General features: G+C 44.2%; 17 protein-coding genes. 3 read left to right on the top strand and 14 right to left on the bottom strand.

The window, feature by feature from the left end:
* Positions 1-107 precede the first annotated feature (107 nt).
* From ACX0G7_RS16875 to ACX0G7_RS16865, 3 genes are all read right to left on the bottom strand, one after another.
* A complete protein-coding gene (locus tag ACX0G7_RS16875) occupies positions 108-671 on the bottom strand; it encodes a hypothetical protein (protein ID WP_458924683.1) in 564 nt (187 codons plus the stop codon).
* Positions 672-737: 66 nt separating this feature from the next.
* Positions 738-1,559: an N-acetylmuramic acid 6-phosphate etherase gene (gene murQ / locus ACX0G7_RS16870; RefSeq protein ID WP_458924682.1), complete on the bottom strand. Its 822-nt coding sequence runs from the start codon at positions 1,557-1,559 to the stop codon at positions 738-740.
* 71 nt (positions 1,560-1,630) lie between these two features.
* Positions 1,631-2,473 carry an N-acetylglucosamine kinase gene (locus ACX0G7_RS16865; protein ID WP_458924681.1) on the bottom strand — a complete coding sequence of 281 codons (843 nt, stop codon included), beginning with the start codon at positions 2,471-2,473 and terminating at the stop codon, positions 1,631-1,633.
* A 108-nt stretch (positions 2,474-2,581) separates the two neighbouring features.
* Between ACX0G7_RS16865 and ACX0G7_RS16860 the strand changes: the two genes are divergently transcribed.
* On the top strand, positions 2,582-4,180 hold the full coding sequence (locus tag ACX0G7_RS16860; protein ID WP_458924680.1) for a S41 family peptidase: 1,599 nt from the start codon (positions 2,582-2,584) through the stop codon (positions 4,178-4,180).
* Between the two features lie 26 nt (positions 4,181-4,206).
* Here the strand turns inward: ACX0G7_RS16860 and ACX0G7_RS16855 are convergent, their stop codons facing one another.
* From ACX0G7_RS16855 to ACX0G7_RS16845, 3 genes are all read right to left on the bottom strand, one after another.
* Positions 4,207-4,590: a hypothetical protein gene (locus ACX0G7_RS16855; RefSeq protein ID WP_458924679.1), complete on the bottom strand. Its 384-nt coding sequence runs from the start codon at positions 4,588-4,590 to the stop codon at positions 4,207-4,209.
* A gap of 111 nt (positions 4,591-4,701) precedes the next feature.
* Positions 4,702-5,253, bottom strand: a complete 552-nt coding sequence (locus ACX0G7_RS16850; RefSeq protein ID WP_458924678.1) for an acyl-CoA thioesterase — start codon at positions 5,251-5,253, stop codon at positions 4,702-4,704.
* Between the two features lie 142 nt (positions 5,254-5,395).
* Complete coding sequence (locus ACX0G7_RS16845) at positions 5,396-5,749, bottom strand: DUF6249 domain-containing protein (RefSeq protein ID WP_458924677.1); 354 nt, start codon at positions 5,747-5,749, stop codon at positions 5,396-5,398.
* A 347-nt stretch (positions 5,750-6,096) separates the two neighbouring features.
* Here ACX0G7_RS16845 and ACX0G7_RS16840 point away from each other — a divergent pair, with 347 nt between their 5' ends.
* A complete protein-coding gene (locus ACX0G7_RS16840) occupies positions 6,097-6,681 on the top strand; it encodes an RNA polymerase sigma factor (RefSeq protein ID WP_458924676.1) in 585 nt (194 codons plus the stop codon).
* A 19-nt stretch (positions 6,682-6,700) separates the two neighbouring features.
* Positions 6,701-7,210, top strand: a complete 510-nt coding sequence (locus tag ACX0G7_RS16835; RefSeq protein WP_458924675.1) for an anti-sigma factor family protein — start codon at positions 6,701-6,703, stop codon at positions 7,208-7,210.
* 198 nt (positions 7,211-7,408) lie between these two features.
* Here ACX0G7_RS16835 and ACX0G7_RS16830 read toward each other — a convergent pair whose 3' ends face one another.
* The 8 genes from ACX0G7_RS16830 to ACX0G7_RS16795 form a co-directional block, all read right to left on the bottom strand.
* Positions 7,409-7,900 (bottom strand): SRPBCC family protein, encoded by a 492-nt coding sequence (locus ACX0G7_RS16830; RefSeq protein ID WP_458924674.1) that lies wholly within the window; start codon positions 7,898-7,900, stop codon positions 7,409-7,411.
* A gap of 1 nt (position 7,901) precedes the next feature.
* Positions 7,902-8,216: an ArsR/SmtB family transcription factor gene (locus ACX0G7_RS16825; RefSeq protein ID WP_458924673.1), complete on the bottom strand. Its 315-nt coding sequence runs from the start codon at positions 8,214-8,216 to the stop codon at positions 7,902-7,904.
* Between the two features lie 137 nt (positions 8,217-8,353).
* Complete coding sequence (locus ACX0G7_RS16820; RefSeq protein ID WP_458924672.1) at positions 8,354-8,515, bottom strand: hypothetical protein; 162 nt, start codon at positions 8,513-8,515, stop codon at positions 8,354-8,356.
* Complete coding sequence (locus ACX0G7_RS16815) at positions 8,512-9,204, bottom strand: hypothetical protein (RefSeq protein ID WP_458924671.1); 693 nt, start codon at positions 9,202-9,204, stop codon at positions 8,512-8,514. The genes ACX0G7_RS16820 and ACX0G7_RS16815 overlap by 4 nt, the downstream gene beginning before the upstream one ends.
* Positions 9,205-9,270: 66 nt before the next feature.
* Positions 9,271-11,964, bottom strand: coding sequence for an ABC transporter permease (locus ACX0G7_RS16810; protein WP_458924670.1), 2,694 nt, complete (start codon positions 11,962-11,964; stop codon positions 9,271-9,273).
* Positions 11,965-11,966: 2 nt separating this feature from the next.
* On the bottom strand, positions 11,967-12,293 hold the full coding sequence (locus ACX0G7_RS16805; protein WP_458924669.1) for a PadR family transcriptional regulator: 327 nt from the start codon (positions 12,291-12,293) through the stop codon (positions 11,967-11,969).
* Between the two features lie 118 nt (positions 12,294-12,411).
* The gene (locus ACX0G7_RS16800; protein WP_458924668.1) at positions 12,412-12,870 is read right to left on the bottom strand and encodes a hypothetical protein; all 459 of its coding nucleotides are present in this window, start codon (positions 12,868-12,870) and stop codon (positions 12,412-12,414) included.
* A gap of 119 nt (positions 12,871-12,989) precedes the next feature.
* Entirely contained in the window at positions 12,990-13,802 is an 813-nt protein-coding gene (locus ACX0G7_RS16795; RefSeq protein WP_458924667.1) for a phytanoyl-CoA dioxygenase family protein, read from the bottom strand.
* Between the last annotated feature and the right edge of the window lie 21 nt (positions 13,803-13,823).

The following is a 13,823-nucleotide window of genomic DNA, read 5'->3' as shown; positions in this document are numbered from 1 at the left end:
ATAACATGGCATCAAAAATAACAAGTAATCGCAAATAACAAAATTTATTTTGAGGTTAAATTACGGAACCCAAGCCAGGGTGCAGGGATTGAAACCTTGCTGGCGGCTTACTCCAGCCGTTTCATGATCTCCTGGTCAATTTTCTTAAAAAGATGGAATGGCCGGTAAATTCTCCAATTGTCTATTTCCATCAGTTCTATGAAACGGTTTATTTTGGCGCGTTTAAAATCATGTTGGGTTGATTCAGGCATGTTCACACAGGCGATCCATCCGTTTTCATCGGTAACCTCCTCGAACCATTCGTCATAGTAGTCACGGTCCCCGCTATGAAAATTTAAAACGTTTTCTGCCACCAGTATAAACTTAGTGATCCCGAAACCAAAGAATGGATCAATTACTTCGCGCTTGAGTTCCATGATGTCATTTTCAATGGCATCATTCCACTCCCCGATCAGTTCAATGACCATGTAGTGCTCCTCGTAGTCGGCCATCAGGATTTTACAGTAAAGCGTGCGTGACCCGAATTCATCCCATTGGGGATGGATATAGTAGTTGTAGATAGTCTGGCTAAAAACAAATTCAGAATACACCCTTCCATAGAACGGGGATTTTTCATCCTGCTCGCTGGTATAAATGTGTCGCCAGTTATAAAATGGTTCCAGGTCCTGCATGCTGGCAATTTACTTTTTTTGGAATAGGGTTTCCAAATCTTTTTTATTGTGCAGGACCGATGTAATTCAGCTTAATTTTAACGAATCAACAGCCTTTTTTACACTGCCAAAACGGAGTAGTAATTTCTTTGCTTCTTCGTAATCGGACATGCCTGTCTGGTCCATCACCATCCGTGTGCCACGATCAACCAGTTTGCTGTTGGAGAGCTGCATGTTTACCATTTTGTTATCCTCGACCCTTCCGATCTGTATCATCACGGTCGTCGATATCATATTAAGCACGAGCTTTTGTGCGGTGCCGCTTTTCATTCTTGTACTCCCTGTAACAAACTCTGGTCCTACTACAACTTCTATCGGGTAATCTGCCGCTGCAGCCAGCGGCGAACCCTGGTTACAAGCGATAGCACCAGTAGCTATTCCGTTTTTACGGCATTCATTCAGCGCACCGATAACATAGGGGGTTGTACCGCTTGCGGCGATCCCGATCACAACATCTTTTTCGTTCACATCATGTTCTTTCAGGTCCAGCCATCCTTGTTCCCAGCTGTCTTCGGCCATTTCCACGGGTCTTTGAATTGCGCGCTCACCACCTGCGATCAATCCGATAACAAGATCGAACGGCATGCCAAAGGTTGGTGGAATTTCGCTGGCATCCAGGATGCCGAGCCTGCCGCTTGTTCCTGCACCCACATAGAACATACGCCCCCCGGCGAGCATTCTGTCAACTACAACGGCAACAAGTTTTTCAATCTGCGGCAACGCCTTATATACTGCCGCGGGCACAGTTTTATCCTCATCATTGATAAGCTTCAGTATCTGGGATATGTCCATTTTATCCAGATGCCTGTAATTGCTTGACTGCTCCGTCACCTTATTAAAATCATCCATGAATAGCTATTGATATAAAAAAGTTATAGTAAGAAAGCCTGCAAATGTAGTTCCTCATAACCATGGACAAACTAATTCTTATGGTATTCGATTAATCCTTCCATTGGTGCCCGCAGAATTTTACCGAATTCAAATTCATATCCGCTACAAAGTTCGCGAATTACATCTTTGAAACCATAAGCAACACTGCCAACAAAATACATAGGCAGCGTCCAGCTTTCGCCATATTTGCAAAGATGAGTGAAGAAAAAATCATTAAGCCCGTCTTCGATGATATTTTCTATCATATAATGTCCGCGGTTCTCAACCAGGAATAATGTGAATCCCGCAAGATATTTATTGGGAAGCGGATGTTTATATACCTGGTCAAGTATAGCGAGATCGTTTGTATTATATTTAAGATCGAACTTATAACGGAGTTCCTCATCGAAAGTATTATAGAGATAGTATTGTAACACCTTTTTCCCAAGATAGGCACCGCTGCCTTCGTCTCCAAGTACATACCCTAGTCCGGGGCTGTTCTTTTTTATTTTTCTTCCATCAAAATAACAGCTGTTACTACCGGTGCCCAGTATGCTTACAATTCCTTTTTTATCCCCGCAAAGCGCCCTCGCGGCGGCCATGAGGTCCGTAGCCACCTCTATCCGGGCAGCTTTATATACCCTTGAAATGGCTTTTTTAATACTTTTAACATTGTCCGGATTTTTGCAACCGGTACCATAATAAAACACTTCCCCAGGTTCCGTTTTTTTCAGTCCGGGGACCAGTTCAAGTCTCAGCAGGGTTTCGATCTCGTCAGTATTAAGGAAATAAGGGCTGATACCCTGGGTGGAAAAGATCTTTTTTCGCTTATTATCATCTATATAACACCATTCACATTTTGTGGCACCACTGTCTGCGATTAAAATACCCATATCGAACTTTATTTATTGTTTAGCCTGCCGGTGGGCGAAGGTAAAGTTCGAAATTGAGAATTAATTATGAACTTAGCCGCAAATTTTACAAAAACTACCTTCGTCTAGATGAAAAAACTCCAGGTTTGGTTACCATTACTTTTTGCAATAGTAATGATTGTGGGCATGAGAATCGGTTACAGATTACGCGAAAATATTCCTTCAACCCAAGGCTTTTTTGCCTCTTCCAAACGTTCATCGCTACAGGAAGTTGTCGATCTCGTCAACAAAAAATATGTAGATCCGGTAGATACAGATTCCCTGACTGAAGACGCTGTCCAGGCAATGCTGACTCATCTGGACCCACACTCTATTTTTATCCCCGCAGTTCACCTGGCACAGGTAAATGAGGACCTGCAGGGTAATTTTGAGGGAATTGGTGTTGAATTCCTGATTATAGACGATACCGTAAATATCACAAATGTTTCCATCGGTGGTCCGAGTGAAAAAGCAGGTCTTAAAGTTGGTGACAAGTTTTTAAAAGTGGGTGATTCCGCTGTCGCCGGGGTTAAAATCAGTGGCGATAAAATAAAAAAGCTGCTACGCGGCGAACGCGGGTCAGCCGTTAACGCCAGGGTATTACGTGGTAATCAACAGCTATCGGTAACGATCACCCGCGGCACAATCCCACTTTACTCTGTTGACGCCGCTTATCTTGTTGACAACACCACCGGACTCATCCATGTCGGGCGGTTTGCAGGTACAACTTATCGTGAATTCATGTATTCGCTGGAGAAACTGCAAAAGTTGGGTATGAAGAATTTGGTTCTTGACCTAAGGGGCAATGGCGGAGGTATACTGAATGAGGCGGTTAATATGGCTGATGAGTTCCTTGACGGGGATAAGCTGATTGTTTATACACAGGGCGATAAGCAACCAAGAATTGATTTTAACAGCAAAAGGCCGGGCCTGTTTGAAGCCGGCAACCTGGCGATCCTGGTAGACGAGGGCTCTGCATCCGCGAGCGAGGTGTTGGCAGGCGCAGTGCAGGACTGGGACCGGGGTACGATCATCGGAAGGCGCACATTCGGCAAGGGACTTGTGCAGGAACAGTATAATCTAAGTAATGGCGCGGCACTCCGGCTCACGGTAGCCCGTTATTACACACCCGCCGGACGCAGTATTCAAAAATCATATGCCGCAGGCAGGGCCGCTTACCAGGACGAGGTTACCGGTCGTTTTCATAATGGCGAGGTGATACATGCAGACACCCTCAAAGCCGCATTTGGCAAGCCATACAAAACCAAAGGCGGGCGCACTGTTTATGGCGGGGGCGGAATAACGCCGGATGTGTTTGTACCATTTGACACAGCGGCTTTTTCACCGGCCCTGGGTTCACTTTTTTATGACGGAAAATTCACGCGTTTCATTTATCAGTATTATATGGAGCGGCAGGATTATTTCAACAAATTTAAAACGCCAGCGGAATTCGCTTCCGAGTTCAGGGATTCGACCGATGCGTGGAACCACCTCGTCACCTTCATGAAAAACGAAAAGGTGAATGTTGAAAACCTGCCGGCGGCGGACAGGCGCGAAGTTCAGAAAAGAATTAAAACCTGGATGGCGCGCCAACTATGGAGAATGCAGGGATATTATGAAGTTCACAATCAGTACGACCAGGCCGTTATCCGCGCGGTTGCCGAAGTCAAAAAACAACCAGCCTCCTGAAGGATTGATGAACCCCGTTAACTGCCTTATACCTCCTTGAGTGTTGCTGCCTGCATTTTTCCAAGACAAAAAACCAGGCCCAGGTAACCAAATGGAACAAACATCAGTAAATCGGAAACATGCGCTATCCATTCAACGCGGGGAATGCGGCTCAATGGAAACGTTATCCCGGAAATGCTGATCAGTACTCCGGCCCATGAAGGCACTGCCTTCGTTCTCACCAGCACGATACCCAGCACCAGCAGACTGAAAGGGAATATGGGTCCTGACCAGAACAACAGTATCCCGGCAATCGTCGGAAATGCCGCAAGTTCCTCCAGATAGTGTGTATGTGTTCCCCCATAAGCGCCATACTGGCCATCCTGCCACAAAAAAGTGGATATACCAAACAGCAGTGGACCGCAAATCATGGAAATCCCTCAGGTAATGCGGTTGATCCTGATAGTCTCATGCATATAATCGTGTTTTGGTGAGGATTAGGTTATCATTGCCTGGTAAGACAGAATCAACATGATTGTTGATTAATCAAGTTCAATACGGCAGCGTTCATTTTTCAGCACCTCCATAGATTTTTCTATCTCGAAAGAAGTCTTAAGTCTTTTGGACTCTGCTGCATAAAACCTGTTCAATTCTTTCCTGTTATGGGCCTGGTAAAAACGTCTTACCTGTTCCGCTGTTTTTAAGGTTAGCGCCGGAACCTGGAACGGTTGATTATGCTCATCCATCGCGATCATCGTGAAATAGCTCGTATTCGTATGTTTTATTGTGCCGGTCTTTACATTTTGAGAAGTCACCCTGATACCCACCACCATCGAAGTTTTACCGACATGGTTTATGGAAGCATATAAGGAAACAAGCTCGCCGACTCCAACGGGAGCGAGGAAATTTATATCATCTACCGAAGCTGTTACACAATAGTTTCCCGCATGTTTAGCAGCACATACGTAAGCTACCTTATCCATCAGGCTCATGATAATGCCTCCATGTATTTTGCCGCCGAAATTGGCATAGGCCGGGATCATAAGTTCTGTAAGGGTGGTTTGTGATTCTTCTACTGTTTTGAATACATCCATAATTATGACTTAAGGAGGAAGCAAATTAAGAAAAACGAAACCCGGCGGCCAGGGTATTTTTTCGGGTCTCCAAAATCAAACCCGGATCCTGCAAATTGAATCCGGGTGAACTTTCTTATGGCAAAGTATTTTGGGAGAGATCTTAAACAGTTCTTACTTCCCTGTCGAGCAACTCTTTCTTTTCAATCCGGTAGGAAGCTATCAGACCAAGACCACCGAAAATGGCTATCAGGGCAAAATAGAGGGTTGGGTTTTCTTCGCCATCGATCACTGCGACACTCAGATCAGCAATATAGGCTACCAGCAGGCCCATTCCAGCGCCGATCAGCAACAGCCCCCATTTAAGATTAAGGTAAGGAACCGGCCGGTTGGCATATTGTTTAGGGTTCATTCCTTTGTCAATCATCGCCAGGTTCTGACGTGTTCTCAGGTAAACTATTCCAAAAACCATTGCAAAAAATCCAGCAAACATTACTATTGGTACTAACTCGGTCATAAAACTATAATTTTAAAATGTTAAGGGTAAGGTTTCAAATTATCTGACTACAGCTTAGATCCCGGGGTTACAGCTTTCTCCAGATTTTTTTTTCACCGTTCTGTTTTCTTCAGAACAACCATATGACTACCACCGGAAGTGGCAGGTTACAGGTTATCAAAAACTATTTTCCCGGAATCAAAATCCAGGTCTTCGACTACCAGTCTGTTTAGTGATACAGGGAAAAAATGTAATTTTCGGTCGCAAACAACTTGTTTTCCGGCGTGACTGGGGCTTTGCCAGTGATGTTCGCCGTGAAACGCCGGTTTGCTGTAACCTGCTTTCAAAATGAGCGTCTTACTACAATAATGAATTCGGGACCGACAGATACGGAGATAATCGAAAGGACCCTTGCCGGAGATACCCGGATCTTTTCTGAACTGGTGAAACGATACCAGAATTTCGTTTTCACCATTACGCTTAGATATACCCCTAACCGTGAGGACGCGGAAGAGATTGCCCAGGATGCGTTTATAAAGGCCTTCAAGTCTCTGGCCAGCTTCCGCGGCGAGTCGAAATTCAGTACCTGGTTGTACACCATTACAACAACTTCGTGTCTCAGCTACCTGAGAAAAAAGAAGCTGGATATTCGCTCGCTGGACAATGAAAAGGTGATGGCAGTAGTGGAAAACCAGGATTCAGGCATGAGCGCAAATCAAATGGAAACAAAGTCACGGCAGGCAATGGTGAATGAGGCCATCCAACTGCTGAGTGCTGATGATGCAAATATCCTCACCTTATTCTATAAGGGCGAGCAGAGCCTGGAGGAAATCAGTGTGGTTATGGGTATCGAAGCAAATGCAGTGAAAGTGAGACTACATCGGGCGAGGGCGAGGTTAAAGGAAAAGATGCAGACGCATTTCAGACAGGAAGTAAGAGACATGCTAAATTAGACAACCAAAAATTCATTTTATGCACACTGAAGAAAATATTGAGGCGAAGATCTGGGACTATATTGATGGCAACCTAACCGTCGATGACAAATCCTTTGTGGAAAATCTTGTGCGCACCAACCAGGCATGGAAAGAGAAATATGCTGAGTTGCTCCAGGTTCACAGCCTGATGCAGGAAAGCTTTGAACTGGACGAACCATCCATGAGCTTCACAAGGAACGTAATGGAAGAGATCACCAGGTTACAGATAACTCCGGCTTCAAAAAAATACCTGAATCAAAAGATCATCTGGGGCGTTGGTGGCTTTTTTATTCTCACCTTGATCGGATTTCTTATTTATGCTTTCAGCCAGGCTACCTGGACCAGCGATACAAAATCAATCTTACCGTTCAATCTCGAGTCTATGAACTACGGGAAACTGGTTAACAGCAATTACACCAATATGTTCCTTATGGTAAATACTGTTTTAGGATTGATGTTACTGGACATGTACCTGGGATCGAAAAAGAAAAAACTTCGCCAGGCTTAATTAAACAGAAACTTCTTTAAACAGCGACTTCCTTAAACAGCGACTTCCTTAAACAGCGACTTCTTTAAACAGAGACTTCTTTAAACAGAGACTTCTTTAAACAGGGACTTCCTTAAACAGTGACTGCCTTAAACACCGGCTAAATTAAACGAGGTGAGTACCCGCAGGGTGCTCACCTCTCTTTTTGTCCTGAAGAACTTACTTAAGTAATTCATCAAGGTTATCCAGGGCTGAACTGAAGCCCTGCTCAAAGCCCATATCCATGATCTGTTTGATATCTGCTTCTTTCTGAAAAGAAATTTCGACAGTCAATTTCGTACCTCCCTCCTTTGATTCAAATAAATTCTTCCACGACATTTTTGGCATTTCGTCGTTTGGTGTGCCATTCTCATCACAAAAAGAATCAATCGCCTCATAACTTGTTGTTGGCTTGATATTATTGAATTCAACCTTTGCCCAGATCCTTTGATTATCCGGTCCTACCATCGCATAAAGCCAGTATCCGCCTTCCTGGAAATTCATTTTTTTTGTCTCAGCCTTCCATGGTTTCGGAGCCCACCATTGATCTAACAATTCGCTTTCGGTCCAGGCTCTCCAGACTTCAGCGGGCGCAGCATCAAAAGTGCGCGTGATGACTACCTTCTTATTGGCTACATCTTTTACGATCTGCATCTGATTTTTTGTTTCCATGTTATTTTGATTTGATTTTTTTCAAAACATCATCAAGTTTGCTGAACCGATCTTCCCATTGGCTCCTGAATTGCTCCAGCCAGTCGTCCACGACTTTCATTTTTTTTGCATTGAAATGATAATAAATTTCTCTTCCCTGTTTTTTCTCTTCCAGCAGTTCGCATTCAGACAGGATCCTGATGTGTTTAGATACTGCCTGCCTTGTGCAGTCAAAATGTTCAGCAATGGCATTCGGTGTCATCGCCTGAATAGCGATCAAACTTAAAATAGCGCGACGCGTGGGATCCGCTATCGCCTGGAAAATATCTCTTCTCATAAAATGGAACAGTTGGTCAATAGTTTAGCAACCGTTCAGTTGCAAATATAATTGCAACCGATTAATTGCACAAATTTATTTTGTTCATTAGAAAGTGATGAATTTTGCCGGGGAGATGGATGCTCTGCTATTGAAAATCACGCAGATTGCTTCTTCTGGGAGGTATGTGAGACAACCTGGCCGCTTGTTTTAGTGGTTACGAGGGCTCTCCGTATTTCAACTTCTTCTTTTTTTCTCAGCACTAATAAATGCTCAAGGATAGCAGACAGGAAAATGATCATACCAAGCATCTCCATCATTCCTCTACACTGATGATGAGGGCGTAGTTCAGGTCGGACCCAAAGGCGTGCTGATATTTTCCGCCGACCGATTCTAATCCAAAGGCACCCCCGGCATACATACCACCTGCGATCAAAAATTTCGTTCTGCTCTTCGGAGGGAGTTTTAGCAGGAATTTCAGGAAAAACATCAGGACCGCTGTTGCCAGGAAAAAGTAAGGAACAACCCAGGCATAATAAGAATAACCATCTCCTTCGGGCCAGATGTCTTTAAAACGATTATGATTTGCAATCTCATGAATACTGAAAACCTTATCAAAAAATAAGAATAGTGTTACCGCGAAAAGCGCTTTCCAGTAGAACGACAGCGACCCTTGGCGCCGGACCTCAAATTGCGCAACGTGCCAAAGCAACACCGCGCATAATAATATCAAAACGCCCGAAAATAAAGTGGGCAGGTTTCTCTCGTCGTCAAAGTAAAACATACTGATCATTCCGTGCAGTGACAGGTGCCCGAGACCAAATCGCATGAAAACCATAAACAAATGGAAGCCAAGTAGAACAGCTAAAATGACCATCAGCTTTCGTGTAACATTTTTTCTGGATAGAAGCAAGAAGTTTTCGTTAGTAGGTAAAAAAATAGAAAAGGACAACCACTGCGATTGTCCTTCCCGGTTAGACCAAAGAGATGCGAACGAAGACGTTGCCATCAAAGTCATTTTGGTTAAAAGTTCATTAAATTGACCCGTTCCGGGTAATTTCATGATCGCGTGCAGCTATTCTTCCTTTATGGTCTGGATGGGATTAATCCTGGCCGCACTTAAGGTGTGGGCTGCTACCGCTAACCACCCAATGATCAAGGTGACAACCCCCGCACCTGCGAACAACCACCAATCTAGCGGTATAGTATAAGCGAAATTGGAAAGCCAGCCGCTCACCGCCATATAGCTAAGAGGCATGGCGATAATAACAGCTGTTAAAATCATCTGCATAAACTCAGCGGATAATAAACGGATCACCCCCAGTTCGCCGGAGCCAAGAATTTTCCGGATGCCTATTTCTTTACGCCGTCTATGGGCAGTAAATACAGCCATGCCGAATAGTCCGAGACAAGAGATGATAATGGCTATAGCAGCAAAATATTTGGAGAGCACAGATACCCTTTTTTCCGCGACATATAATTCCTGGTAATCCTCGTCGATAAATCTATAATTGAAAGCCAGCCCGGGATTGCGGGATTGCTGAAATTTGTGAAGCCTGGCGATTACTTCACTTTGTTTTTCTGCAGGTAATTTAACCAGCATCGTATTGCCCCTGGGTTCAAGGCGGATAACGCATGGCTTAATCTGTTTATATAGAGATTCAAAATGGAAATCGTTAACAACACCAATGATTTCTTTTTCCCCGCCCCAGAACGTTACTTTTTTTCCTATGGGATCCTTCAACCCCATAAGTTGAATTGCCTTTTCATTGAAAATTACTTTCGATTCCTCGTTGGTATGGTTTCGCGAAAAACCACGACCCTGCGAGAGACGGATGTTTAATGTTTCTATGAAATTATATCCCGTTTCCAGGTTAGCAAAACCCATCTTCTCATCATCGTTACCTTCCCTCCAATCAATACCACTAAACTCTCCGTGGTCACCGGTGAGATTGTGACCCCCGGCATTTGTGACACTGATAACACCAGGTATTTCTTGTATCTCTTTCAGAAAGGTTTCCAATTTTTGTTGAAGTTCACCACCAGTTTCAAAAAATTTGTCATCGTTTTTGCCATCGACCTGCATCTGGAAATGAATGATATTCTCACGATTGAAACCAAGATTTTTAGATTGAACAAAAGCGACCTGGCGGTAGACAACCAGCACAGAAACGATAAGTATCATAGAAAGGGAAAACTGGAACACAACCAGTCCTTTCCGGGCCCACAACTCTCCTATCGACCCCTTGAGTTTTCCTTTGAGTACCAGGGAAGGTTTAAAGCCCGACAAATAAAGTGCAGGGTAACTTCCGGCAACCAGCCCGGTGAAGACAGTGAGGCCGACCAGCGAGAAGATCAGCTTGTTATCCGGTGAAAAAGACAACCGGCGTCCCACGATCTCATTAAAGCCGGGAAGAAATAATAACACAAGTCCGACAGAGAGGATCAGAGAGATAAATGTTATTGAAAGAGATTCGGCAAGAAACTGAAAGATGATACCATTACGACCTGCACCAATTGCTTTTTTTATTCCGACTTCTTTCATCCGCGCAGAGGCTCTGGCCGTAGAAAGATTCATAAAATTTATGCAGGCGATCAACAGGATGAAAACCGCAATTATTGAAAATAAACGCACATATTCAATCCTTCCGCCCGACACCTGGCCATTCTCATATTTATTGAAAAGGTATCTGTCTGAATATTTTTGAAGAAAAAGGGTATTCTTTGTTTCCTTTTGTTTTGACCTTAGAAAATTTTTAATCATATCATCCAGGTCTGCGATCTGCGTATCTTTCCTGAGCAACACAAATGTGCTGGGATCACTATTACTCCAATTAAGCAATCCCGGGCGTTTTGCGAGAAAAAGGTCATAATTGAATATCAGGTCAAATTTCTCATTTGAATTTGCAGGCTGATTCTTAAATACACCCGTGACCTGGTATTCGCCATCAAAGTCCGAATGATGCCAGGTTATGGTTCTTCCAATAATGTCATTTGTGGAATTAAATATTTTAGTTGCCAGTTCCTCGGAGATGGCAATATTGTTGTTACCAGTGAACAATGCTTTTTTATCACCGCGGATAAATTCACAGGTGAATATGTCGAAATAATTTTTGCCAACAAACCCGGGTTTGGCAGTTAACCGGGTATCGTTGAATGTCAGTATGCCATCATCGCCAAACCATTGAGAGGGAATAACCGAAGTAGTATATTCAAATTCCGGTCTTTCACTTAACAGGGCTTCAGCTAATAAACCAGGGGTTGGTTCTATGGTTTCGATGGTTCCATCACGATGATTGAGATTTTGTAAAACCTGGAAAATTCTGCTATCATTCTTATTGTTCCTGCCAATATTCAATTCGCTTTTCACCCATAGAAAAATGAGAATAACACAGGCCAGACCGGTGGAAAGTCCTGTGAGATTTATAAAGAAAGAACCTTTAAATTTCCTGGAGTTACGATAACCAAGTACCAGGAAATGCTTTAACAGGTCTTGAAAGAAAAGCGGTCGGGGATTTAGCTTTGACGATGTTTCGCTCTTTCTTACGGTTTTTGTTTTGCGGGACAAAGGATTAATCAGGCTCATGACATCCCGCACGTATCGCCTTTTAGCTTCTTTTTTCCCGAGTGTCTGAACCCTCGCAATGAAAAGCTCATCGAGGTCTCCCTGAACTTCTTCGCGTGAATATCCAGTACAGAAACGGTCGACTAACCAGGCCGCCCATTTCGGCGGTTTTACATTGCTTTTATTGTTTTCGCTGACGTTCATGATCAGGCGGTTTTTGGAATGAGTTTCCACATCTGGTTTCTTATCTCATGAATCTCACCAAGTGCTGCGCGACCGGCGGCAGTCACTTTATACAGTCTTTTTCTTCTTCCCCCGCGGATTGGCGTCGCGCTTGCTTCAGCCATCTCTGAATTAACAAGGCCCTTTTCCGCCAGTCTTGTCAACGAAGAATGCACGGCACCTAAATTTACCGGTCTCTTGAGTTGTTTTTCCAGTTCCTCCACAATAGAAGCTCCGTAAGCTGCTTCATGGCGAACGGCAACAGCCAGCAGAACTACTTCTTCGAACTCTCCAAGGTATGTTCCCTTCATATTTGCATGATAAACGAACAGTAAATGTATTTGTATTATAAATGTATAACAAATAGAAATACCAGATACCTTTTTTTGTTCCAATCGTATTCACGGGCAAAATAATGCTGGCCTGAAGCTAAAATTTTTCCAGCGTGATAACGTACCGCATTGGGGTATTGATTTCAATTTGTTCGGGAGATTTCCAGGTTATAGCGGATGGTCGGCAAGGATGAACGGATTGCAGCATACAGGCTCCCAGCATGGTCCTGAAAGCGCCACCCCACTGGTCTTCTGCAACCAGGGTGGAATGATGGGTGCCAAAGGTTATCGAGTCACGAGTATTTACCGTGAGCACTCCGTTACTAATAGTGTTTTTCAATGTTTTACCGGTAAAGGTGTTACCGCTGAATACCAGGAAGACTTTGCCATCGGAACCCGGCGGTGGTGTAAGCATCGTGGAAGGTTTATCCAGTACAGCTGTCATTTTCCAGCGGCCATTTAATCCATCCTGCCTGGCGCCACTGGTGTTATTTTCTTTTTTGCAGCCATAACAGGTGACAGCCAGCAACAACAAAACAAAGCTGATCCTGGGCATAAGTTTTTTTTGGTCTGACAACCAGGTTGAGTAAATCGTTGCAGTCAATGCAAGGATTGATATTGAGATCAACGCAACTCAGCAATTCAGTAGTCAACGCAACTCATTGCATGTTGCGATCATATCAGCGGATTTAATTTAGAAACGGCTGGTTCACCCGGTTGCCCTGCGCATAGCCAGCGTTGCCGGTCCGCTTCCTGGTGGTCATTGATCGGCCTGGTTATTTTTGCACCATCAGCGTAATATATAACTGTCATTACCTCCCTCGTGACCGGGGAGTTGTTACCCGGGGCGGAATGGAGGGTCCATCCGTAGTGAAAGCTCGCATCTCCGGCTTTCATTGTTGCAGGGCGGGTGACCCTGTACCCTTTCCTGGTGATATGTTCATTCAATTCTTTTTCAGACTCATCAGAGATCGCTACGTTCTTGACGGCACCCTCTTTATGTGAGCCTGAAGCAAAGGTCAGCATGCCCATTTCGACGGTAATATCTACAAGGGGCATCCACATAGTTACAGTTGCCTCGGTATCAAGCGGCCAATAGTACTGGTCCTGGTGCCAGGGGGTGAATCCCCCACCCGATTCTTTATAAAGCGCCTGGTCATGGTATAACCTCACCGCAGGCACACCGAGCAGCTGTGCAGCAACACTGGCAAAACGTTTGGCCAGCGTAAAGGACTTAACGGCTTCGTCCACTTCCCACAGATTCATGATTTGCAGGAAGGCTCTGCCGTATGTATCGCGCTCTTCCATCTTACGTTTTTCTGTATTGTATTTGTATGCTGCGTCGTTTATGGCAGACCGGTAGGCGCCGCATTCGTCCTTGTCAAGCAATCCCTTTATCAGGACATGACCATCATTTCTGAACTGTTGTTTAAGGCTTTCCTCAACATATACAGTATTATTTAAGGAAGGAAGCGTAAGATAATTCATATGGCAATTTTATGGTGAGCA

Source organism: Flavitalea antarctica, assembly GCF_054461535.1.
The sequence above is the reverse complement of the archived record's forward strand: the minus strand, read 5'-3'. Positions and strand labels throughout refer to the sequence as shown.

Excerpts from the sequence above, each read along its gene's own strand:
- ACX0G7_RS16875 (WP_458924683.1), bottom strand. The coding sequence starts at position 671 with ATGCAGGACCTGGAACCATTTTATAACTGGCGACACATTTATACCAGC.
- murQ (WP_458924682.1), bottom strand. The coding sequence starts at position 1,559 with ATGGATGATTTTAATAAGGTGACGGAGCAGTCAAGCAATTACAGGCAT.
- ACX0G7_RS16865 (WP_458924681.1), bottom strand. The coding sequence starts at position 2,473 with ATGGGTATTTTAATCGCAGACAGTGGTGCCACAAAATGTGAATGGTGT.
- ACX0G7_RS16860 (WP_458924680.1), top strand. The coding sequence starts at position 2,582 with ATGAAAAAACTCCAGGTTTGGTTACCATTACTTTTTGCAATAGTAATG.
- ACX0G7_RS16855 (WP_458924679.1), bottom strand. The coding sequence starts at position 4,590 with ATGATTTGCGGTCCACTGCTGTTTGGTATATCCACTTTTTTGTGGCAG.
- ACX0G7_RS16850 (WP_458924678.1), bottom strand. The coding sequence starts at position 5,253 with ATGGATGTATTCAAAACAGTAGAAGAATCACAAACCACCCTTACAGAA.
- ACX0G7_RS16845 (WP_458924677.1), bottom strand. The coding sequence starts at position 5,749 with ATGACCGAGTTAGTACCAATAGTAATGTTTGCTGGATTTTTTGCAATG.
- ACX0G7_RS16840 (WP_458924676.1), top strand. The coding sequence starts at position 6,097 with ATGAATTCGGGACCGACAGATACGGAGATAATCGAAAGGACCCTTGCC.
- ACX0G7_RS16835 (WP_458924675.1), top strand. The coding sequence starts at position 6,701 with ATGCACACTGAAGAAAATATTGAGGCGAAGATCTGGGACTATATTGAT.
- ACX0G7_RS16830 (WP_458924674.1), bottom strand. The coding sequence starts at position 7,900 with ATGGAAACAAAAAATCAGATGCAGATCGTAAAAGATGTAGCCAATAAG.
- ACX0G7_RS16825 (WP_458924673.1), bottom strand. The coding sequence starts at position 8,216 with ATGAGAAGAGATATTTTCCAGGCGATAGCGGATCCCACGCGTCGCGCT.
- ACX0G7_RS16820 (WP_458924672.1), bottom strand. The coding sequence starts at position 8,515 with ATGATGGAGATGCTTGGTATGATCATTTTCCTGTCTGCTATCCTTGAG.
- ACX0G7_RS16815 (WP_458924671.1), bottom strand. The coding sequence starts at position 9,204 with ATGGCAACGTCTTCGTTCGCATCTCTTTGGTCTAACCGGGAAGGACAA.
- ACX0G7_RS16810 (WP_458924670.1), bottom strand. The coding sequence starts at position 11,964 with ATGAACGTCAGCGAAAACAATAAAAGCAATGTAAAACCGCCGAAATGG.
- ACX0G7_RS16805 (WP_458924669.1), bottom strand. The coding sequence starts at position 12,293 with ATGAAGGGAACATACCTTGGAGAGTTCGAAGAAGTAGTTCTGCTGGCT.
- ACX0G7_RS16800 (WP_458924668.1), bottom strand. The coding sequence starts at position 12,870 with ATGCCCAGGATCAGCTTTGTTTTGTTGTTGCTGGCTGTCACCTGTTAT.
- ACX0G7_RS16795 (WP_458924667.1), bottom strand. The coding sequence starts at position 13,802 with ATGAATTATCTTACGCTTCCTTCCTTAAATAATACTGTATATGTTGAG.